Here is a 20,672-nt window from a genome sequence, read left to right on the forward strand (position 1 = left end):
GGACCGTTCATCCAGCTCTACTGGACGAACGGTCCGTTCACTCAGTGCGCGCGGTGGGCCAGGACGTCGGCGTGGCACTGCTCCGGGGCGCACCAGCAGCCCAGCGCGCGGCCGTTCAGCTCGCCCTCGTGCAGGCGCTGGAGCAGCTCCGGTTGCTCGTCGAGCCACTGCTCGTAGTGCTGCACCATCGCCGCCCGGTCGTGCTTGGCCTCCTTGACGAACGGGCTCGCGAAGTCGGACGCCGGCCACGAGTGGCGCGGACCGGAATGGCCCACGTACGTCAGCAGGCCCTCCCGCTCCAGCCACGGCAGCAGGTGCCGGTGCGGCCCGCTCTTGCGGACGTTGACGACGGTGGCGCGGCCGTCGAGCAGCTGGCTCGCCCGCTCCCGCTCGTCATCGGTCCAGTTCGCCGCCTCCGACGGCAGCTGGGCCGGTTGCTCCGCCATCGCCACTCACCCCCTGCGCACCGGGTTGCCGCGCGGTCCGCCGCTCACACGTCGGTGATGCGGAGCCCGGCGTGCGCCTTGTAGCGGCGGTTGATCGCGATGAGGTTCGCGGTCAGCGCCTCCACCTGGTGGGCGTTGCGCAACCGGCCGCCGAAGAGACCGCGCACCCCGGGGATCACGTCGGCGAGCCCGCGCACCACGTCGGTGGCCTCCCGGTCGTCGCCGAGCACCAGCACGTCCAGGTCGACGTGGTCCACCGACAGGTCCGCCAGGGTGACCGCCGAGACGTGGTGGAACGCGGCGGTCACCCGCGAATCCGGCAGCAGCGCGGCGGCCTGCTGCGCTGCGCTGCCCTCCGGCACGTCCAGCGCGAACGGCCCCTGCTTGTCGAAGCCGAGCGGGTTCACGCAATCGACGACGATCTTGCCGGCGAGGGGTTCGCGCAACGCGGCCAAGGTGTCGGCGTGCGCGTCCCACGGCAGCGCGGCCAGCACGATGTCGGCGGCCGCGGCGCAGGCCGCGTTGTCGGCACCGTCGACGCGGCCGCCGGAGATCTCGGCGATCTCGCGCGCGGCGTCCTGGGCCCGCTCGGCCTTGCGCGAACCGATCACCACGTGCAGGCCCGCCGCGGCCCACCTGATCGCCAGCCCCCTGCCCTGGGCGCCGGTGCCCCCGAGCACACCGACGGTCATCTCGCGCACCTCAGCCACGACGGGCCTCCTCGTTGTCACCTTGCGACGCTGCCCTTCCACGATCCGCATCCGGCGGACCCGGCGCTAGACGGACCCGCTGTGCTCATGCCCACTGAACGAGTCCACCCTCTCGAACCCGATCTCACCCGTTCGCACTACCCCCGGGAAGTGGATCTAGGTGAGGCCGTCTCCTCCCCCAGTACCCGAGCAGCACCGGCCGCACGCGAAGGGATGGGGAGGACCGACCGATCAGGCGGTGGTGAAGGTGACCTCGCGCCGATGCGGATCGGCCTCGGTGAGGCGGACCCGGATGCGCTGGCCCTCGGTGAGGTCCTCGCCCGCGCAGCGCGCGATCACCGGCGGCTCGGGGATGAACACCTCGCCGTCGCCGGACCCGGTCCGCAGCACCGTCGCCGGGAACACCGACCCCACCCGGCCGGCCAGCGACCACGCCTGCGCCTGCGCGAGGCACGCCCGCTCCACCTGCGTCGCCACCCGGTCCGAGGAGCCCATCGCCGACGGCAGCGCGGGCAGCGCCTCCCGCACCCACTCCGGCACCGGCGAACCCGAACTCACCGCCAGGCACACCTCCGCGCCGTAGCGGTCCACCAGTCGCCGCAGCGGCGCCGTCACGTGCGCGTAGGCCGCACCGATCCCCGCGTGCCGCGGTTTCGGCGGCGGCCCCGCGTCGAACGACGTGTACCCGGCGCCGCGCAGCAACCGCGTGGCCGCCACGTGCACCGCCAACGCCTCCGGCCGCACCGGGTCCAGCCCGGCCAGCGCCTCGGCGGGCGGCAGGTCCTCCGGCCACTCCACGCCCAGCCGGGCCGCGGACCGGCGCAGCGCCGCCACCGTCGGCGGCTCCGGATCGGGCACCGTGCGCAAGATCCCGACCCCGGCGTCCAGCATCATCTCCGCCGCGCACATGCCGGTGAGCAGGGAGATCTCCGCGTTCCACTCCTCCACGACCAGCCGCGGCCGCAACGCGACCCGCCAGCCGCCCGCGCCGTCCGACTCCACCTGCTGCTCCGGCAACCCCAGTTCGATGGCACCGCGCCGCACCGCCTGCTCGCGGCGCAACCGGCCCACCACCGGCAGCAGCTCGATCGCCGGGTGCGCGACCCCGGCCCGCAGCGACCGCTGCACCGCCTCGTAGTCCAGCTGCGCGACCGACCGCACCCAGGCCCGCCGGACCTGCGCGGAGGTCGCCACCCCGTCGGCATCCAGGTCGATCGTCCACAGCACCGCCGCCCGCACCTGGTCGGGCAGCAGGCTCGCCGCGCCCTCCGATAACAGCGTCGGGTGCAGCGGCACGTTCCCGTCCGGCAGGTACAGCGTCTGGCCGCGGCGGCGCACCTCCGCGTCCAGCGCCCCGCCGGGGCGGACGAAGGCGGCCACGTCGGCGATCGCGTACTGCACGCGGAAACCGGTGCCGCGGCGGGCCAGCAGCACCGCTTGGTCCAGGTCCTTGGCGCCCACCGGATCCACCGTGACCAGCGGGAGCTCGGTGGCGTCGACCCGGTCGGCCTCGAACAGGGGTTGCGCGACGCTCTGCTCCACCTCGCCGAGCGCGGCGGTGGGGAACTCGGTGGGCAGGCCGAAATCGGTGCGGACGGCGGAGAAATCACATCCGTCGGCGGAACGGCGCGGCCGCGGGGTGCGGCCGGAACCGCGGTCGGGGGCTGCGTCGGCATCGGTACCACCACGTGGTGCCCGCGCCGCCGTCGCCATCGGAGTTCAGTCCCCCTCGGACCAGCGGCGATCGGCTTCGTCGGCGGCCTCGGTGCGCTCCTGCGCCAGCTCGAGCGCGTGCTCGGCGGCGGCACGGTCCGCGTACGGCCCCAGCCGGTCGGCGGCGCGGCATCCCGCGGCGGGCTCGACCTGCTGATGCTTCAGGCAGAAGTACCAACCATCTCGGGCCATGCGTCGAGCCTCGCACGCGGGACCGCTCCGTGTCACGCCTCCGGACGGCGCACCCGCCGCGCTCACCACGCAGGAGGCGGTGGAGCGCCCGGCGCGGGCGGCGGGCCGGGCGGCCGTCCGGGCGGCGGGCCGCCCGGGTGCTGCCGCGGTGGGATCGGGTCCAGGCAGGACACCAGGACCTGCCTGCTCTCGGGGTTCTCGATGCGGCGGCCGTCGCGCAGCCGGTACTCCAGCTCACCGCTGTCGCCGACCTCCACGGTGCAGCCGACCTCGGCGAGCTGGTCGTCGTCCAGGTCCACCAGCCGCTCGTACCGCGACGGCACCACCCGGTACACCGGCCATTGCAGGTGCCCGAAGGCCTGGTGGAACTCGGCGAGCAGGTGGCGCATGTGCTGCTGCCACGGCAGCGGCATCGATTCCGCCAGCGAGCGCGGCAGCACCGCGTACCCGGCGTCGACCCCGTGCCCCGCGCGGGAGAGGTAGTCGCCCAGCGGCGTGCTGGACGCCGGAGGTGCCGAACGCCTCGGAATGGGGTCTGGGGTGAACATGCTTCCTCCCGGAGTAGGACACACCGCGGGACTCGCACCGCTCGGCGGTGCTCGTCCCGCACGCGGCGGAGCGGGCCGCGGACCCGCGCGCCGCCGGAGCGGGCCGACGAACGGCCCGCGACCAAGATTGCCACAGCGGACCGCCACGATCAGCGGTCCGAACCATCCCGGAGATCGTGTCGCAGCGCGAGCGAACCGTCACCGCGCGTGCTGCTGACCCGGATGCTCCGGGGCCGCTACACCGGCTGCCGCACCGGAGTCTGGCCCGGTTGCCCGCCGGGTCCCGTCTCCGGGACCGCGGGCTGCTCGCCGCCCGGAGCGGGCTGGATCGTGGGCTGCGCGGCCGGGGCCGGTTCGTCCGCGGCCGGGCGCACCACCATCGGCAGCAGCTCCCCGCCGTCCCACAGCTCGGTGCGCTCCACCGACTCACCCGGCTGCGGCGCGTGCAGCACCTGGTCGTCGCCCAGGTACAGCGCCACGTGGTGGATCGCCCCCGGTTCCCGGCCCGCGCCCCAGAACACGAGGTCACCGGGCTGGGCCTGGTTCAGCGGGATGTGCGCGCCGCCCTCCGCGTACTGCGAGCGGGAGTACTTCGGGATGGTCACCCCGGACTCCTTCCAAGCCATCTGCGTCAGCCCGGAGCAGTCGAACGAGTCCGGACCCGCCGCGCCCCACACGTACGGCTTGCCGACCTGCTGGTCGGCGAAGCTGATCGCCTTGGTGGCCAGCACCCCGGCCGCCGGCAGGTTCTCGCAGCCGCTGAACCCGGCCACGTTGCCCTCGACGCTGACCAGGTGCGCCGCCATCGGCTCCCACTCGTGGTAGCGCAGCGGGTAGGCGGAGCGCTCCACGCGCTGCGCCGCGGTGCCCGGCTGCAGCTGCTCCCAGCCCGGCACCTCCAGCAGCACGTCGTAGAACTTGTTGATCTGGTACTCGACGTTCGTGACCTGCGCGACGCTGCCCCAGCCCATCGACGGCCGCATCTGGAAGATGCCCAGCGAGTCCCGGTCGCCGTGGGTCAGGTTCGACAGGTTCGACTCGGTCTTGCCCGCCTGGATCGCGATCTGCCAGGCCCGCGGCGGCAGCTTCCGCTGCTGGCCGACCTTGATGATCTCCTTGGCGATCAGCACCGACTCCTGGTCGAGGCCGCCCGCGTCGCGCTCCCCGCGGCCCGCACCGTCCCCGGACGGGCCGAGCCCCGAACTGCACTCCGACCAGCTCTGACCGCCCTGCATGCCGGAGAGCACGACCACGAACGCGCCCAGCCCGACCAGCCCGGCGAAGCCGGACAGCACCACGACGAGGACCAAGAACTTCCGCATGTCAGCTCACCTTGTTGTAGCCGGAAACGCGCCATCCCTGTTCGGTTCGCATCACGTCGACCTCGATGTCCCCGGCGTCGGTGGGCAGCCGGGCCGCGATCGAGTTCGCGGTGGAGCTCAACGACACCGCGGGCCCGGTGATCCGGGTCGACGGCACGTTCGCCGGATCCACCGAGGTCATCACCGTGATGAACTCGTCGGTCGTGTAGGGCCGCAGCGACTCCACCCACTTCCCGGCGGGCGTGCCCGGCGGGTGCGTCGCCCACTTGGCGCCCCACGCCTCCACCACGCGCAGCCCCGCCGGATCGGGCGGGACCGGCGCGGGCGGCGTGTTCGGCACCGAGATCCGCGGCGGCGCGGGCGTCGGGCTCGGGGGTGCCGGGGCGGCCTGCTGCTGCTCGGTGCCGTCCGGCTGGTAGCGGTAGTTCCGCGCCGGCGGCGGCTCCGGCAGCATGAGCCCGACCGCGGTGGCGACGGCCGCCAGCACGATCACCGCGGTCACCAGGTGCTTGGGCGAGCGCAGCGGCCAGCCCCACAGCCTCCGGTAGACCGCGGCGCGTCCCCGATGCGTCCGGATCGGCATGGCCCGTACCCCTTCACCCGGCCGGTCGGGTTCGCGCCCGCCCGGCCCGCTGCAGCTGTCGAATCACCGGTCGCGGCCGATCATCAATCCCCATCGGCCACCTCCAAGCCCCGGGACGGCCGGTACACCACGTACACCGGCTTGCCCGCGACCACTTCCATGTCGGCGCGGCGCGGCGCGGTCGGCTCCGCCTGCGCCGGGATCGGGGAGCTGTCCGCGCGGGACGGCACCAGCACCGGCTCCTCCCGCCGGTCCCAGGAGGCGTCCGCGACGGGCGCGGTGTCCACGACGCGGCTCGGCCTGCCCTCCGGCAGCGCCGCCGCCGGGCCGCCGGGGCGCCGGGACTCGGCGGGACCGGACGCGGGCAGCGCGGGCGACACCGCGCCGCCACCGGTCGGGGAACCGCTGCCGGGCAGCGCCGCCCACGGGCCGCCCTGCCGGTCCAGCCGCTGCGCGGTCACGGACATCGTCTGGTGGTCGGCCTCCGGACGGGTCTGGCGCCTGCCGCGCTGCCCGGCCGGGTCCGGCGGCGGCGCGTCCGGATCGGACTCGCGCACCTGCTCCCAGAAGTCGCCGCTCGGATCGTCGGCGGGCCTGCGGCCGCGGAACCGGCCGAACACGCCGCGGGGCTGCGCCACGCCGCCGGAACCGCCGATCGAGAGCTGCACCATCTGCCCCATCCGGCGGACCGGTTTGCCGAGCATGATGAACACGATCGTCACCAGCCCGGCCAGCAGGATCTGCGTCAACACCGGGAAACCGCGCAGCGGGTTGAAGATCCACGCCAGCACCCAGGTGTGCAGCCCGGCCATCGCCGAGATCACCAGCACGTTCAACATCGCCGCGCCGCCCACGCGGCCCACGGCGCGCAGGATCTGGTGGTTCAGCAGCGCCACCAGGCCGATCAGCGGCCCGGCCAGGATCAGCACCCGCAGCAGGACCTGCGCCAGCAGGATCGCGGCCTTCGCCATCAGCTGGAACGAGGCGAACGAGAGGCTCTGCACCACCGACAGCATCGCCGCGCCGACGCGGCTGCCGTCCTTGCCCTGGAAGTAGCCGTAGGCGCTGGTCGAGCTGAGCTGCCCGGCGACGTTGGTGAACGCCGTCTCCTTCGGCGTCGACGGGCCCGCGTCCGCGCCGGCCGCCACTTCCTGCTTCGTCCACGCCTGGGCCCGCAGCAGCTCGCGGCCGTACCGCTCGGCCTGCGGGGTGTCCGGCGAGCCGAACTCGCCGCGCAGCCAGTTCCGGTAGATCACCTGGTGGTGCAGCACCGTCGGCAGCGTGTTCGCCTCGTCCACCCCGACCTGCTGGAGGAACCCGGCCTGCACCGCCGACGTGCCGGTGATCACCACTTCGTCCAGCGCGTGCGTGTAGATCATCGGGGTGAGGTAGGTGGCGGAGGCGAACCACAACCCGGCCAGCGCCCACATGGTGCGCTTGCCGATCGAAGCCAGGTCGCCCTGCCAGATGTAGCGGAACAGCAGCACCGCCAGCACGAGCGCCGCCACCCCGAACCACGGCGTGAACACGCTGTCGTACAGCGCGACCGTGCCGGTGGCGATCAGGTCGTCCAGCGGGCCCATCAGCTCGCCGTTGAGCAGCGCGTAGTGCAGCCCGTTGGTCGCGCCCACCAGGTTCTTCGAGATGTTGAACAGCTCGTTGCCCAGCCAGGTGTCGACCAGCGCGTTCGGGTTCATCACGCCCTGCGGGCCGCAGCCGAGCCCGTAGGTGTGCCACACCAGGCCCGCGTAGCCGACCTCGTCGTAGGCGGTGCCCGGCTGACCGGAGCCCAGCGGAGCCGGGTCGATCGCGCCGACCATGCCGGAACCGGGCCGCTCCGGGCTCGGCGGCTCCGAGCAGTCCAGGCTCTGCGCCGAGGCCGGGGCCCCGATCAGCGCCTGGATCGCCACGAGCGCGCCCACCAGCAGCACCGCCGAGCGGCGGCCGCGGGCGCGCTCCGCCAGGCGCCGCCGGGACAGCACTCGTTTCGCGGCCCACACCACCGCCACGATCACCGCCGCCATGATCGTGGGCGCGACCAGCGCGCTCACCGCACTTCGTCTCCGCCTTGACCGGGCCGCTGCTGCGCGCGCTCGGTGCCGTCGATGCGTTCCTCGCCCGATCCGATGCCGACCGATTCGAGCTCGAACTCGTCGAAGCCCTCGATGTCGTCGGCGTAGTCGTCCTCGGGCACGTGCGGTGGCGACGGCAGCGGCGGGGTGTCCGAGTTCGCCGCGCTCTCCGCACCGGGCAGCGCCCGCAGGTCCTGTTCGGACTCCGCGCTCGCCGGGGTGGTGTCCAACGCCTCACGCAGGTGCTCCAGGTGCGGGCCGCCGAAGTCGATGCGGATGCGCTCCACGCCGCCCGCGCCGTCGCCGAAGATGAACTGCCGCGGCGCCCGGTCCCGCTCGGTGCTGTTGCGCGCCGGGCCGGGCTTGCGGCCCAGCGCCGAGACGACCTGCTCGTAGCCGGCGCCCACCGGGACCTTCAGCAGCCGCAGCGCGTCCGACTGGGCCTGGTCGTCGTCGAGCCTGCCGACGAACACCGAGTCCAGCAGCGACACGAAGCCCTGGATCCGCAGGAAGTCCGCCGGGATCTGGCTGGACAGCAGCACGCGGACGTTCCACTTCCGGGAATCTCGGGCGAACCGGTTCATCAGCACCCGGCCCGTCGGCACCTCGGACAGGAAGAACGCCTCGTCGATCCAGACGCCCTTGCGCTCGTTCTTCGGCCGCTCGTAGACGGAGCGCTGGGTCAGCCACGCGGCCAGGTTCAGCATCTCCACGCCGAGCGCCTCGGCGTCGGTCCAGTGCTCGCGGCCGACGCCGTCCTTCGGCAGCGTCAGCCCGGCCATCGTGAGCACCGTCAGCCGGTCCTCGCGGGTCTCCGAGTACGGGTCGGCGTCGGCCTCGGGGATCAGCAGCGACATGCGCTCCCGGATCTCGTCGAGGAAGTCGGCGACGACCACCGCGTGCTCGTGGTGCTCGGAGGCGTCGCGGCGCAGCGCCTCGAACACCATGCCCGGGTGCGCGTCCGGGCGGCCGCCGACGGCGCGCACCGCGCGCAGCAGCACGATCCGGGTCTGCGGCAGCCGCGCCACCTCGTAGGGCAGCAGGCCGGTGAGCACGTCCAGCACCAGCCGGCGGCGGGTCGCCGCCGACAGGGCGCGTTCGCGCCGCCAGCTGCGCTCCGGGTCGTCCTCGTCGACGAAGTGCTCCAGCTGCGGCTCCGCCACCACCCGGTACGGGTTGAGGATGCCGGGCTGGGCGTTGAGCAGGTTGATCGGCCGCGCGTACGGCCGCAGCTCCGGCAACTTGCACAGCTCCGCCAGCGGACCCGACGGGTCCAGCAGCGTCCAGTGCGCCCCGGCCCGCAACGTCTTGTAGACGGTGCCGCCGCCGAGGAACGACTTGCCGCCACCGAGCCCGGCGACCATCGCGGTCAGGCCCGAGGCGTCGCGGACCTCCTGCGCCATCCACGGATCCCAGGCCACCGGGCGCCGCGTCGCCGTGCAGGTCTCGCCGAGCAGGACGCCGCGGCGGTCCCCGACCTCCGCGGTCGCCTGCGGCACCGAGGACGCCGCCCAGACCACCGAACCGCGCCGCATGTAGGCGCCGGAGGCCAGCTGCTCGCCGGGGATGAACTCGCGGGCCATCGCGTACTGCGCCTCGGGGTGCTCGATGGCGACCTTCGGCTTGTACAGGTCCAGGATCTGCTGGGCGAGCCGCAGCGCGTCCCGCTCCGTCGGACCGGACACCGCCAGCCGCCACCACGAGCGGACCCGGGTGGCGAGCGCGGTGAAGCCGGTGCTCATCTCGTCGTCGATCTCCAGCACCCGGCCCGCCTGGCGGGACAGCGAGGTCGGCGGCTCCAGGCCGTGCTCCTCGGTGTAGTGCCGGACCTGCGAGCGCACCTTGTTCATCTGGCGCTGCAGCTCACCGCCCACGTCCTCCGGGCGGCGGACGTAGATCCGCGCCGACCACTCCACGGGTGCGGGGAGCCGGTCGGAGTGCTGGATCCACGGGTCGTCGATCTCCGGGATCTGCAGGCCGTGCGTCTGCCCCACCGTCAGCACCGCGACGTGCCGGGTGATGCCCGCGTTGGAACCGGTGCGGCCGCGCACGGTGGCGGTCGGCGAGTACGGCTCCTGGTACATGTCGGCGGCGTCGGTGAACGACGCCAGGTCCTCCGGCTCCCACTCGGCGCCCGGCACCGCGGGCAGGTTCCGCGGCGCGGGCAGGCCCAGCGAGCAGGACCGGTGCATCAGCCAGGAGATCTCCTCCGCGGTCACCGGGCGGCCGTCCAGACCCGCGGAACCGATCACCTGGTCCAGGTGCTCGATCTCGCTGTCCAGCGCGACCAGCTCGGCGTCCACCGCTTCCGGGAACACCCGGCGCAGCAGCGGAGCGGCGCGCTCCACGGCGCGGTCCACCACGTTCCGGGTCTGCACCTGGACGCCGAGGTAGACCTCCTTCTCCGCCATCGAGCGGCCCATCAGCTGCTGCTGCTCGCCGACCATGTAGTCGTCGAAGCTCAGCGCACCGGGCACGTCCGGCAGGGCGCCGCGCGCGTTGTGCACGTGCGCCTCCGCCCACATCCGGATCGGGTACGGGCGGCTGGTGACGCGCAGGTGCATCCAGCGGCCCTGCAGCTCGGCGTACTGGCCCGCGATGGCGGCGATCAGGTCCTGGCGCTGCGAGTCGGAGCGGAACGACCAGCGCTGCGGGGACAGCCGGTACCAGGCGAACACGTCCTGGCCGGTGCGCAGCAGGTGCCCGTCGATGGACCGGGCGGCGATGGAGGGCGTGTAGCTCGGCAACGACTGCTCGTCGGGGAGCCTGCGGTCCTGCCGCTTCGCCTTGCCCCGCGCCCCGCTCCTGCCCTGCGGGGCGCGCTGGGGTGCGCCGGGCCCTGCGGCCTGGCGCTCACCGCCTCGACGGCGACCGAACACCGCGAACCTCCTTGCTACGCGCGCGCCCGCCTGCGGACCGGGTCCGTTCCGCGGACTTCCTGGGGCGGCGGACCTGCCGGTTAGCACCGCCGGTGGGCTGGGTTCCCTGCTGGCCCCGGCTGGTGCGCCGGGTCCGCCGGGTGGGGGCCGCCCGGCCTCGCCGGGTGGACTTCTTCGCTCGTCCGGACTGCTTCTGCTTGGGGCGTGGCCGCTCGGCGCGCACCTTGAGCCGGGCGGCGCCTGCCGCGCCGCCGCTGCCGGTGGTGCGTTCCCGCGGCGCGGTGAGCTCACGCAACCACATCACCATCACCGCTCCCAGCGGCCGTTCGTGGGTGATCCTGGAACACACGATCCGCGTAACCAGGATGGTGATGACGGCCGCCCAGCCGGTGGAGAACAGGCCGAAGCCGATGTTCATCCGGCGTTCGACCGCGAGCACCAGCAGGAACACGACGGTCCCCACGCCCCAGGCCACGTAGCGCGCCCGCCACGGGAACGTCGCCTTGGGCGGGCCGAGCCACACGGCGTCGACGCGGTAGACCTCGTCATCGGTGCGGATCCGCACGGCTGATCACCCGTTGGTGCTGAACAGGCCGGCGATGAACGTGCCGATGTCCACGCCCGCACCGGTGACCGCGAATCCGATCAGCGCCAGCGCCACGAACACGCCCATCACGCGGCGCATGACACCGGCGTTGTCGCCCTTGCCGCCACCGAGCCACAACAGCAGCAGGGCGACCGCGAGCAGCAGGAGTGGCAGCAGGTTGTTCAGGATCCAGCCGCGGATGCCTTCGGTCCCGAGACCAGTCTGCTGCGCCAACGGGTCGAGCGCGGCGAGCACGTGCACGTGCGCCAACGTTTCCAGCGACATGGCGGTCATCTTGTTACCCCTGAGTGCGTGAAGGGTCGTCGGGCGGGTACGTCGGCCGGCCGGATCTTCCCGGCGGGACGGTACGAGTAGAACATGTCATGGTCACCAGCAGTAGTGGTCGATCGAGCACCACAGATGACGTCGGCACACCGGCTCAGTCACCGAATGGGCCGATCGGGCTCGACTCGGATGGAGCAGTGCGCGCGGTGGTGCGGGAAGCGAGCACGCGCCGGATCGGGAACCGCGGATCGTTCACCCTGTTGCGAGCCCCTTCCTCACGGACCGTGCACGAAACGGCCGGTCAGTGGAATTCGGCACACCCTGCTGCGGTGCACCGGAACCCGATCACCGGACATCGGTCGACGAGACCGTCGCCCGCCACCCGGACGTGATCTTGACTGCATCCAGCGTAGCGGCTCCACCGGTCACGGCCGCGATCAGGTCGGTCCACGGGCAGTGACCAGCGACCCGGTTCCGCGGCGCCGGAAATGCCCGGGTTCCCGCAGACCGGGCGCCGTCGGGCCCGCACCCGCGATCGCTAGACTGGAACCGGTGGATGAGTCGGCCGGGCGGCCGCGTCGCGGGCAACCGCGTCGAGGAAAGTCCGGACTCCACAGGGCAGGGTGGTTGCTAACGGCAACCCGGGGAGACCCGCGGGACAGTGCCACAGAGAACAGACCGCCCGACCGGTTCGCCGGACGGGTAAGGGTGAAACGGTGGTGTAAGAGACCACCAGCGCCCCGGGTGACCGGGGCGGCTAGGTAAACCCCACCCGGAGCAAGGCCAAGAGGACGCCACGGCGTCTGCGCAGGTGATCGAGGGCTGCCCGCCCGAGCCTGCGGGTAGGCCGCTGGAGCCTGCCGGCGACGGCAGGCCGAGATGGATGGTCGCCGACCGGACGATCGCGAGATCGCCGGGAACAGGATCCGGCTTACAGGCCGACTCCTCCACCCCCTCTTCCCGCCCGTTCGGGTTTCCCGTCCGGTGGAACCGGATTGACCGGATTCGCGGGCGTTGCTCTACTTCTCGCATGACCGGTGCCCGGCTGATCCGCCGCCGCTACGTGGACTTCGCCCGCGTCGGCACCGCGCGCTGTTCCGCCTGCTGAACGATCGCCGCCACGCCCGTTCCGGCCGGACTCCCGGCCGCACGCAGGAAGAACTCCCGATGCGCACCGTCGTCACCGTCGCCGCCAGCCCCCATTCCCGTTCGCGCGCAGCGGAACTGCACCGCGCCACCGCGGAGGTGCTGCGCGGCGCCGGGCTGCGGGTGCGGCGGCTGCCGCTGGAACTGCTGCCGGAATCGGCGCTGCTGGCCGGGCGTGCGGACGCCCCGGCGCTGCGCTGGTCGCGGCGGCTGCTGGACCGCGCGGACGGGATCGCGCTGATCACCCCGACCTACGAGGTGTCCGGGAGCCCGCTGCTGCGGGCCTGGCTGGACGTGATGCCGCCCGCGGGCGAGCGGCCGGTGCAGCCGGTGTGCCTCGGGTCCACGCAGGCCCAGTCGGGGGCCGCGGACTACGCGGTGCGGCGGCTGCTCACCGATCACGGGGCGCTGCGGGTGGCACCGGCGTGCTTCCTGTTCGACAAGTGGCTCGCGGGCACCGGCGACGGCTGGGACTGGGACGCCCGCGCCGCGAGCCGCCTCACCGGCGCCCTCACCGGCTTCGCCGCGGATCTCGCGACCGTCCCGGCCGCGGCCTGAACCTGCGCGGTCCGGCCGCGGTCCGAGGGCAGGCGGCCCGAGGGCAGGCGGTCCGGCCGCGGTCTGCGATGGGGCCCGGCCGCCGGGCCGGGGCTCAGAGGTGCGAGATGTCGTTGACCAGGCGGACCGAGGCGTTGTCGTCCGGGTAGAACTCCACGATCGACAGCGAAGCCAGGTCCAGGTGCAGCCGGTAGTACAGCGACGGCCCCACGTCCAGCCCGAGCCGCAGCATCGCCTTGATCGGGGTGACGTGGCTGACCACCACGACGGTGCGCCCCGCGTAGCGGTCCAGGATCTCGTCGAGCACCGCGCCGACCCGTTCGAAGACGGCTTCGAGGCTCTCCCCGCCGGGCGGTTCGACGGTGGAATCGCCCAGCCAGCTGCGGTGCAGCTCCGGGAACTCCGCGGCGGCCTCGGTGAAGGTGAGGCCCTCCCAGCCGCCGAAGTCGGTTTCGAGCAGCCCGTCGTGGAAGGTCAGCTCGGAACCGGTGGCGGCGGCGACGGCCTCGGCGGTCTGCCGGGTGCGGCCGAGCGGGGACGCGAGCACCGGAGCCCCGGGGACGCCGTCCATGCCCGCGAGCCGGGCGGCGGCGGCCTGCGCCTGCCGCTCCCCCAGCTCGGTCAGCGGCACGTCGCCGCGGCCCGAGTAGCGGCGGTCCACCGACATCGCGGTCTGGCCGTGCCGCACCAGCAGGATCTTCGTGGGCGAGCCGACGGCGCCGTTCCAGCCGGACGGGCGGGTGCGGTCCTGCGTGGTGGTGCCGGACTCCTCGGCGGGCTGCCGGGTGGTGCCGGGTTCCTGAGTGGTGCCGGGCTCCCCCGCGGCACCGGACTCCGCGCCGCCGCCCGCCTGTGGCGCGTCGGAGCCCCCGTCCGCGCGGTCGTCCATCGCCGCGTTCGCCAGCCGGTCCGCGTGCGCGTTCTCCGCCCGCGGGATCCAGTCGAAGGTGACCGAGGTGAACCCGGCGACGAGCTCCTTCGCCTCCTCCGCCAGGGCCCGCAGCGCTTCGTGCTTGATCTTCCACCGGCCGGAGAGCTGCTCGACGACCAGCTTCGAGTCCATCCGCACCGCGACGTCGTCGGCGCCGAGCTCGGCGGCGGCGCGCAGCCCGGCGAGCAGGCCCTGGTACTCGGCGACGTTGTTGGTGGCGACGCCGAGCCACTTCGACCGCTCGGCGAGCACCGACCCACCGGTGTCGCGCACCACCGCTCCGCTGCCGGCGGGCCCCGGGTTGCCCCGGGAACCGCCGTCGGCTTCGACGACGACGCGCATCAGGAGTCCTTGGTGCGCACCAGGATGGCGCCGCACTCCTCGCAGCGGACCACGTCGTCGGCGGCGGTGTCGCGCAGCTCGGCGAGCTTGGAGCGGTCGAGCTCGATGCGGCAGGCCCCGCAGCGGTTGCCCTGCAGCGGGCCGACGCCGACGCCCTTGGACTCGCGGATCCGGTCGTAGAGGGCCAGCAGCGGTTCCGGCAGCGTCCCGGCCACGGATTGGCGCTCGACGGTGCGCTTGGCCTCGGCGGTGTCCAGGTCCGTCATCGCCTCGTCGCGGCGGTGCTGCACGTCGGCGAGGCGCTGCTCGGCCTCCTCGACCCCGGTGCGGGCGCGCGCCACGTCGGATTCGAGCGCTTCGCGCTGCTCCATGACCTCGAGGAGCTCGTCCTCCAGGTTGCCCTGGCGACGGGCGAGGGTCTGCAGCTCGTGCTGGAGGTCCTCCAGCTGCTTGGCGCTGCCGCCGGACTCCATCAGCTTGCGGTCGCGGTCCTCGCGCTTGCGCACCTGGTCGACTTCGCCTTCGAGGCGCTTGGCGTCCCGGTCGATGTCTCCGAACGAGGTCTGCGCGGCCACCAGCGAGTCCCGCTGGGCTTGCAGTTCGCGTTCGCGCTGGCCGATCTCCTCGAGTTCGGGCAGCGTGCGGCGGCGGTGGTTGACGCGGTTGAGCTCGGCGTCCACCTCCGCCAAGTCGAGCAACCTGCGCTGCACGGCGGGGTCGGCTTTCACGCGGGAGTCCTCCCAGAGTCGGGGGCCGGGCCGGCGGCGTGAGCGGTCCACGGGTCGGTCCGGCGTGTGGAGACGAGAACCTCGACAGTATCCGGTAGGGCCGCGCCGACGACGTCGGCAGCCTGCTGGCACCACGGCCACTCGCTCGCCCAGTGCGCCACGTCCACCAGGGCGGGCACCTGGGCGCCCGGCAGGCCGCCGCGCGCCAGGTGCTCCCCGGCGGGGTGATGCCGCAGGTCGGCGGTCACGTAGGCGTCGACCCCGGCGTCCTGGGCGGTGCCGAGCTGCGAGTCCCCGGCGCCGCCGCACACCGCGACGGTGCGGATCTCCCGGTCCGGGTCGCCCGCGCCGCGCACGCCCCACGCGGTGGTGGGCAGGTTCTCGGCGACGCGCCGCACGAAGCGGCTGAACGGTTCCGGTTCGGGCAGCGTGCCGATGCGGCCGAGCCCGGTCGCGGAGCCCGCGGCGTGCGGGGCGAGCGGGCCGGTGACGTCGAGACCGATCGCCTCGGCCAGCGCGTCGGAGACACCGATGGTGGCGGTGTCGGCGTTGGTGTGCGCGCAGTACAGCCCGATGCCCGCGCGGATCAGCCGGTGCACCAGCCGCCCCTTCGGGTCGTCGGCGGGAACCCCGTGCACGCCGCGCAGCAGCAGCGGGTGGTGCGAGACGAGCAGCTGCGCACCGAAGTCCACCGCCTCGTCCACAGTGGACTCGACGGGGTCGACGCAGAACAACACCCGCTGCACCACCGACTGCGGGTCCCCGCACACCAGCCCGACCGCGTCCCAGCTCTCGGCGAGCTCCGGCGGGTACGCGGCCTCCAACGACTCCACGACGTCCTGAATCCGCACGGTCATCCGAATCGCACCCCTTGGTTCGGTCTTCGCACTATCCGAGAAGTTCGCGCAGCGCCCGGACCAGCACCGCGTTGCGCGCCGCATCGCGCACCGCCACCCGCAGGTGGTCCGGCCCCAGACCGGGGAAGGTGTCGCCGCGCCGCACCGCGATGCCGCGCTCGCGCAACGCGGCGCGCACCTTCTCGCCATTGTGGACTTCCAGCAGCAGGAACGGCCCGCGGGCCGGTCCGGCGACCGCGACGCCCGGCACCTCGGCCAGGTCGGCGGCGAACCGGTCCCTGGTCTCGGCGATCTCCACGGCGGCGCGCTCGGCCTCGGCGACGGCCTGCGGGGCGCAGCAGGCGGTGATCGCCGCCAGCGCGAGGGTGCCCAGCGGCCAGTGCGGGCGCGGGGCGGCCAGCCGCGCCAGCAGCTCCGGCTCCCCCAGCGCGTACCCGGCGCGCAGGCCCGGCAGCGCCCACGTCTTGGTCAGGCTGCGCACCACCAGCACGCCTGAAACCCGTTGCGCCGCAAGGGATTCCGGTTCGCCCGGCACCGCGTCGCAGAACGCCTCGTCGACCACGACCAGCCGGCCGGGGCGGGCCAGCTCCCGGATCGTCGCGGCCGGGTGCAGCACCGAGGTGGGGTTCGTCGGGTTGCCCAGCACCACCAGGTCCGCCTCGTCCGGCACCAGCGCCGGGTCCAGCCGGTGGTCCTCCAGCAGCACCCGCCGCACCGGCACGTCCGCGGCGCGCAGCGCGAACTCCGGCTCGGTGAACGACGGGTGCACCACCGCGGCCAGCGCCGGGCGCAGCCCGGGCAGCAGCGCGAAGAGCTCCGCGGCGCCCGACAGCAGCAGCACCTCGGCCGGATCCCGGCGGTGCCGCTGCGCGACGGCGGTGCGGGCCGCGAGGTCGTCGGCGGCGGACGGGTAGCGGCCCAGGTCGTCCAGCGCGGCGGTCAGGTGCTCGCGCAGCCAGCGCGGCGGGCGTTCCAGCCGGACGTTCACCGCGAAGTCGAGCAATCCCGGCTCGGCGTCCACATCGCCGTGGTGGCGCAGCAGCGCCCGCTCGTCCCCGCTCGTCATCGGCAGCAGTCTAACGACCGGTAGATGATCACCGGCGCCGATTCCCGCGGCCGCCGCGGCGCCCCGTACGGTCGTTGGCCGGGCGGGTCGACGCCCGGTAGTCGCGCAAGGAGCCGCACGTGCACATCTCGTTCATCTGCACCGGGAACATCTGCCGATCGCCGATGGCGGCGGTGGTCTTCCGCGAGCACGCCCGCCGCGCGGGCCTCGAGGACCAGGTCGAGGTCAGCAGCGCCGGAACCGGGCCGTGGCACGTCGGCGAGGGCGCCGACCCGCGGACGCTCAAGGTCCTCGCCGACCACGGCTACCCCACCGAGCACGTCGCCGCGCAGCTCGGCGACGAGCACCTGGACGCCGACCTGCTGCTCGCGATGGACGCCGGGCACCTGCGCGTGCTGCGGGACTCGCTGGACGATCCGGAGCGAGCCCGGCTGCTGCGCTCCTTCGACCCGGCCGCCGCCGACGGCGCCGAAGTGCCCGACCCGTACTTCGGCGGCGACCGCGGCTTCGAGGACGTGCTCGCCATGATCGAGGCCGCGATGCCCGAGCTGCTCGACTGGACCCGCGAGAACGGCTGATCCGGTCGTCGGAGTTGCGCGGCGGGTCCGGCACCGCTCCCGTAGCGGTGGCGGAGCGGTCCCGCAGCCGGGGAACACGGCTGACTGCCCGTCGCTGAAACCTGCCCGGCGGGCCGGTTTCCTGTCAGCGGCGAAGCCGCTGAGCAGAAACCACGCACGCAGCAGGACCAGCAGCGGGTTCTCAGCTGCTTCCTCGCGAGGACAGCGTTTTCTCCTGTGGCGGAGGCCACCGGTGAAAACGATCCCGCAGCGGGGAAGCAGCTGAGGTTCCGCCACCCGAGCACTACGCGACACGAGTTCGAAGGGCAGTTCCCATGGGCGAGATCGAGGATGTGGTGTTCCGCTGCACCGGCGTCGAGGCGGTGTCGGTGCGGGCGCTCGGCGGCGGGGACGCGGGCGACGCGCGATCGGTGCGGCTCGCCGACGGCCGCGAGGTGTTCGTGAAGACCAACCCGGACGGGATGCCGGGAGCGGTCGCCGCGGAGGCCGCCTCGCTGGCGTGGCTCGCCGAACCCGGGATGGTGCCGGTGCCCGCCGTGCTCGGCAGCACCGAGCGGCACCTGGTCACCGAGCACCTCGGCTCCGGATCTCCGACGGCCGCCGCCGCGGAGGAGCTCGGCCGCGGCCTGGCCGGGCTGCACGCCACCGGCGCCGCCGCGCACGGCGCCCCGCCGCCCGGCGGACCCGCCGACGCCTGGATCGGGCTCGCGCCGATGCGCGACGAGCCGCGTCCGGACTGGCCCGAGTTCTACGCCGACCTGCGGGTGCGTCCGTACCTGCGCGGTGCCGTGGACGCCGGGCTGCTCGGCGGCGAGGCGGCCGCGCTGGTCGACCGCGTCTGCGAGCGGCTGCCCGGGCTGGAGGGCGCCGACGAGCCGCCGTCACGGCTGCACGGCGATCTGTGGGCGGGCAACGTGCACTGGGACGGGCACCGCGCCTGGCTGATCGACCCGGCCGGGCACGGCGGGCACCGGGAGACCGACCTGGCGATGCTGGCGCTGTTCGGCTGCCCGCACCTGGAGCGGGTGCTGGCCGCCTACCAGGAGGTGCGGCCGCTGGCCGAGGGTTGGCGGGAGCGGGTGGGCGTGCACCAGCTGTTCCCGCTGCTGGTGCACGCGGTGCTCTTCGGCGGCGGCTACGCGCGGCAGGCGGTCGCCGCGGCCCGCGCCGCCCTCTCCTGATCGGCACCCGGGGACGGCTCCCGCCCCGGCGCGTTGACCTGGTGTGCCGTGGCGCACTGTGACGGGGGCGGGCGGCACGCGCCCGGCCGCGCGGCCTACCGTGGTGGGGTGCGCCTGAAGTTCCTGCTCCGCCCCGGCTGGATCGGGTTGATCCTGCTGGTCGTGCTGTTCGCGACGTTGTGCTTCACGCTCCTCGCGCCCTGGCAGTTCGGCCGCGACGACGAGACCCAGGCGCGCAACGCGGCCATCACCCACTCGTTCACGGCCGATCCGGAACCGCTGGACGAGGTGCTGCCGGGCGGCGCCGCGCCCGGGCCGGACACCGAGTGGACCAAGATCACCGCCACCGGCTCGTACCTGCCGGAGGCGGAGACGCTGGCCTGGCTGCGGTCCGTGCAGGGCGAGCCCGCGATCGAGGTGCTCACCCCGTTCCGCACCACCACCGGCGAGACGCTGCTGGTCGACCGCGGCTTCCTGCGCCCGGTCGGCACCGACGCGCCGGACTACGACCCGGCGCCCACCGGGCAGGTCACGATCACCGCGCGGGTCCGGATGGACGAGCGGGACCAGGAGCACCGGCCGCTGTTCGACCGGCAGGGGCACCGCTGGACCTACTCGGTGGACTCGCACGTCGTCGGCGCGGGCACCGGGGTGGCGCTGCGCCCCGGCTACTTCGCGCTGGTGGAGGACCAGCCGGGGACGCTGGGCGCGCTGCCGCTGCCGCAGCTGTCGGCGGGCCCGTACTTCTCGTACGCGCTGCAGTGGATCTCGTTCGGCGTGATGGCGCTGGCCGCCATCGGCTACCTGATCTACGCGGAGCTGCGGCCGCCCGAGGACGCCACCGCGGGCGGGGCGCGGAAGCCGCGGAAGATGTCCGTCGCCGAGGCCGTCGCCGAGGACGAGCGCCGCGAACGCGAGCGGGCCGGCACCGGCGAGTGATCAGCCGCGGCGGACGCCGAACGCGACGACCGCGACCGCGGCCAGCGCGCCGGTGACCGAGCCGATCACCCGGGACAGCTCCACGCTGCGCCGCACGTCGCCCGCGTCGGCGGTGCGGCCCTCCCCCATGATCGGCCGCTGCTCGGTGGTGTGGCCGTAGACGGTGCGCCCGCCGAGGCGGATCTGCAGCGCGCCCGCGAACGCGGCCTCGATCTGCCCGGCGTTCGGGCTCGGGTGCGCGGAGGCGTCCCGCCGCCAGGTGCGCCAGGCCCCACCGGCGGAACCGCCGACGACGGGCGCGCACAGCGCGGTCAGCACCGCGGCCAGCCGCGCGGGCCCCAGGTTCAGCGCGTCGTCCAGCCGCGCCGAGGCCCAGCCGAACCGCAGGTAGTGCGGGCTGCGGTGGCCCACCATCGCGTCCAGGGTGTTCGCCGCGCGGTAGCCGAGCAGGCCGGGAACCCCGAAGACCGCGCCCCACACCAGCGGGGCGACCACGGCGTCGGAGGTGTTCTCCGCGAGCGATTCGACGGTCGCCCTGGCGAGGCCCTGCTCGTCGAGGTGCGCCGCTTCCCGCCCGCACAGGTGCGCGAGGCGCCCGCGGGCGCCGTCCAGGTCACCGGCGTCGAGCAGCCTGCCCATCGCGGTGCCCTCGTCGGCCAGCGAGGCGCCGCCGAGCACCGCCCAGGTCGCCAGCGCCGTCACCGCGGCTTCCGCGGCCGGGCCGCCGCGGCGCGCGGCGCGGTCGGCGAGCACGCCCAGTGCGGCGGTCCCGCCGACGAGCAGGCCGCTGTAGAGCACGCCCGCGGCGCGCTCGTCGCGGTGCAGCACCCGTTCCGCGGTCTGCGCGAGGCGACCGAACCCGGCGACGGGATGACCCCGCCGTGGGTCACCGAGTGCAGCGTCCGCCGCGACTCCGAGTAGCAATCCGACCGCTCGTCCCGCTCTCACCGCCGAGTCTCCCCCTTCGTTCCCCCGACCGGCGCTTCGTCCGCCCGCCCGGGCAGCACAGA

The 20,672-nt window shown here is 74.1% G+C and carries 19 protein-coding genes, 1 other RNA gene and 1 pseudogene; 5 read left to right on the top strand and 16 right to left on the bottom strand.

Features of this window, described 5'->3' with window-relative positions; translation table 11 throughout:
• Positions 1-41: 41 nt before the first annotated feature.
• The 11 genes and pseudogenes from AC29IT_RS13470 to AC29IT_RS13520 form a co-directional block, all read right to left on the bottom strand.
• A complete protein-coding gene (locus AC29IT_RS13470) occupies positions 42-446 on the bottom strand; it encodes a DUF4326 domain-containing protein (RefSeq protein ID WP_358433528.1) in 405 nt (134 codons plus the stop codon).
• Positions 447-490: 44 nt separating this feature from the next.
• Positions 491-1,156 carry an NADPH-dependent F420 reductase gene (gene npdG, locus AC29IT_RS13475; protein WP_358433531.1) on the bottom strand — a complete coding sequence of 222 codons (666 nt, stop codon included), beginning with the start codon at positions 1,154-1,156 and terminating at the stop codon, positions 491-493.
• A 231-nt stretch (positions 1,157-1,387) separates the two neighbouring features.
• Entirely contained in the window at positions 1,388-2,869 is a 1,482-nt protein-coding gene (locus AC29IT_RS13480) for an RNB domain-containing ribonuclease (RefSeq protein ID WP_358433533.1), read from the bottom strand.
• Between the two features lie 6 nt (positions 2,870-2,875).
• The gene (locus AC29IT_RS13485) at positions 2,876-3,061 is read right to left on the bottom strand and encodes a hypothetical protein (RefSeq protein WP_358433535.1); all 186 of its coding nucleotides are present in this window, start codon (positions 3,059-3,061) and stop codon (positions 2,876-2,878) included.
• A gap of 62 nt (positions 3,062-3,123) precedes the next feature.
• Entirely contained in the window at positions 3,124-3,609 is a 486-nt protein-coding gene (locus AC29IT_RS13490) for a hypothetical protein (protein WP_358433538.1), read from the bottom strand.
• 236 nt (positions 3,610-3,845) lie between these two features.
• Positions 3,846-4,931, bottom strand: coding sequence for a C40 family peptidase (locus tag AC29IT_RS13495; RefSeq protein ID WP_358433541.1), 1,086 nt, complete (start codon positions 4,929-4,931; stop codon positions 3,846-3,848).
• Between the two features lies 1 nt (position 4,932).
• On the bottom strand, positions 4,933-5,514 hold the full coding sequence (locus tag AC29IT_RS13500; protein ID WP_488218895.1) for a hypothetical protein: 582 nt from the start codon (positions 5,512-5,514) through the stop codon (positions 4,933-4,935).
• An 83-nt stretch (positions 5,515-5,597) separates the two neighbouring features.
• Positions 5,598-7,565: a hypothetical protein gene (locus AC29IT_RS13505; RefSeq protein ID WP_488218896.1), complete on the bottom strand. Its 1,968-nt coding sequence runs from the start codon at positions 7,563-7,565 to the stop codon at positions 5,598-5,600.
• The gene (locus AC29IT_RS13510) at positions 7,562-10,465 is read right to left on the bottom strand and encodes an ATP-binding protein (protein ID WP_358433550.1); all 2,904 of its coding nucleotides are present in this window, start codon (positions 10,463-10,465) and stop codon (positions 7,562-7,564) included. The genes AC29IT_RS13505 and AC29IT_RS13510 overlap by 4 nt, the downstream gene beginning before the upstream one ends.
• Positions 10,466-10,658: 193 nt before the next feature.
• Positions 10,659-11,030 (bottom strand): annotated as a pseudogene (locus AC29IT_RS13515) (hypothetical protein); the annotation flags it as partial.
• A gap of 6 nt (positions 11,031-11,036) precedes the next feature.
• The gene (locus AC29IT_RS13520) at positions 11,037-11,345 is read right to left on the bottom strand and encodes a hypothetical protein (RefSeq protein ID WP_224956162.1); all 309 of its coding nucleotides are present in this window, start codon (positions 11,343-11,345) and stop codon (positions 11,037-11,039) included.
• Positions 11,346-11,893: 548 nt separating this feature from the next.
• On the opposite strand from AC29IT_RS13520, the gene rnpB reads away from it, so the two are divergent.
• Positions 11,894-12,286, top strand: an RNA gene (gene rnpB, locus AC29IT_RS13525) — RNase P RNA component class A.
• Between the two features lie 217 nt (positions 12,287-12,503).
• Positions 12,504-13,040 (top strand): NAD(P)H-dependent oxidoreductase, encoded by a 537-nt coding sequence (locus tag AC29IT_RS13530; RefSeq protein WP_358433556.1) that lies wholly within the window; start codon positions 12,504-12,506, stop codon positions 13,038-13,040.
• 94 nt (positions 13,041-13,134) lie between these two features.
• On the opposite strand, the gene AC29IT_RS13535 is transcribed toward AC29IT_RS13530, so the two are convergent.
• From AC29IT_RS13535 to cobC, 4 genes are read right to left on the bottom strand one after another with little or no spacing between them, the layout of a single operon-like run.
• Positions 13,135-14,313, bottom strand: coding sequence for a bifunctional RNase H/acid phosphatase (locus tag AC29IT_RS13535; protein ID WP_488218897.1), 1,179 nt, complete (start codon positions 14,311-14,313; stop codon positions 13,135-13,137).
• Positions 14,313-15,041 (bottom strand): zinc ribbon domain-containing protein, encoded by a 729-nt coding sequence (locus tag AC29IT_RS13540; protein ID WP_358433562.1) that lies wholly within the window; start codon positions 15,039-15,041, stop codon positions 14,313-14,315. Before AC29IT_RS13540 ends, AC29IT_RS13535 begins: the two co-directional genes overlap by 1 nt.
• Positions 15,038-15,898: a Nif3-like dinuclear metal center hexameric protein gene (locus tag AC29IT_RS13545; RefSeq protein ID WP_488218898.1), complete on the bottom strand. Its 861-nt coding sequence runs from the start codon at positions 15,896-15,898 to the stop codon at positions 15,038-15,040. Before AC29IT_RS13545 ends, AC29IT_RS13540 begins: the two co-directional genes overlap by 4 nt.
• Positions 15,899-15,929: 31 nt before the next feature.
• Complete coding sequence (gene cobC / locus AC29IT_RS13550) at positions 15,930-16,964, bottom strand: Rv2231c family histidinol phosphate aminotransferase CobC (protein WP_488218899.1); 1,035 nt, start codon at positions 16,962-16,964, stop codon at positions 15,930-15,932.
• A gap of 119 nt (positions 16,965-17,083) precedes the next feature.
• On the opposite strand from cobC, the gene AC29IT_RS13555 reads away from it, so the two are divergent.
• The 3 genes from AC29IT_RS13555 (at position 17,084) to AC29IT_RS13565 (ending at position 19,662) form a co-directional block, all read left to right on the top strand.
• Positions 17,084-17,542 carry a low molecular weight protein-tyrosine-phosphatase gene (locus tag AC29IT_RS13555; RefSeq protein WP_488218900.1) on the top strand — a complete coding sequence of 153 codons (459 nt, stop codon included), beginning with the start codon at positions 17,084-17,086 and terminating at the stop codon, positions 17,540-17,542.
• 314 nt (positions 17,543-17,856) lie between these two features.
• The gene (locus AC29IT_RS13560) at positions 17,857-18,723 is read left to right on the top strand and encodes a fructosamine kinase family protein (RefSeq protein WP_488218901.1); all 867 of its coding nucleotides are present in this window, start codon (positions 17,857-17,859) and stop codon (positions 18,721-18,723) included.
• A gap of 108 nt (positions 18,724-18,831) precedes the next feature.
• A complete protein-coding gene (locus tag AC29IT_RS13565) occupies positions 18,832-19,662 on the top strand; it encodes an SURF1 family cytochrome oxidase biogenesis protein (protein WP_488218902.1) in 831 nt (276 codons plus the stop codon).
• Here AC29IT_RS13565 and AC29IT_RS13570 read toward each other — a convergent pair whose 3' ends face one another.
• On the bottom strand, positions 19,663-20,610 hold the full coding sequence (locus AC29IT_RS13570) for a cobalamin biosynthesis protein (protein ID WP_358433580.1): 948 nt from the start codon (positions 20,608-20,610) through the stop codon (positions 19,663-19,665).
• Positions 20,611-20,672 lie beyond the last annotated feature (62 nt).

It is taken from the genome of Saccharopolyspora sp. MMCC62, from assembly GCF_057736575.1.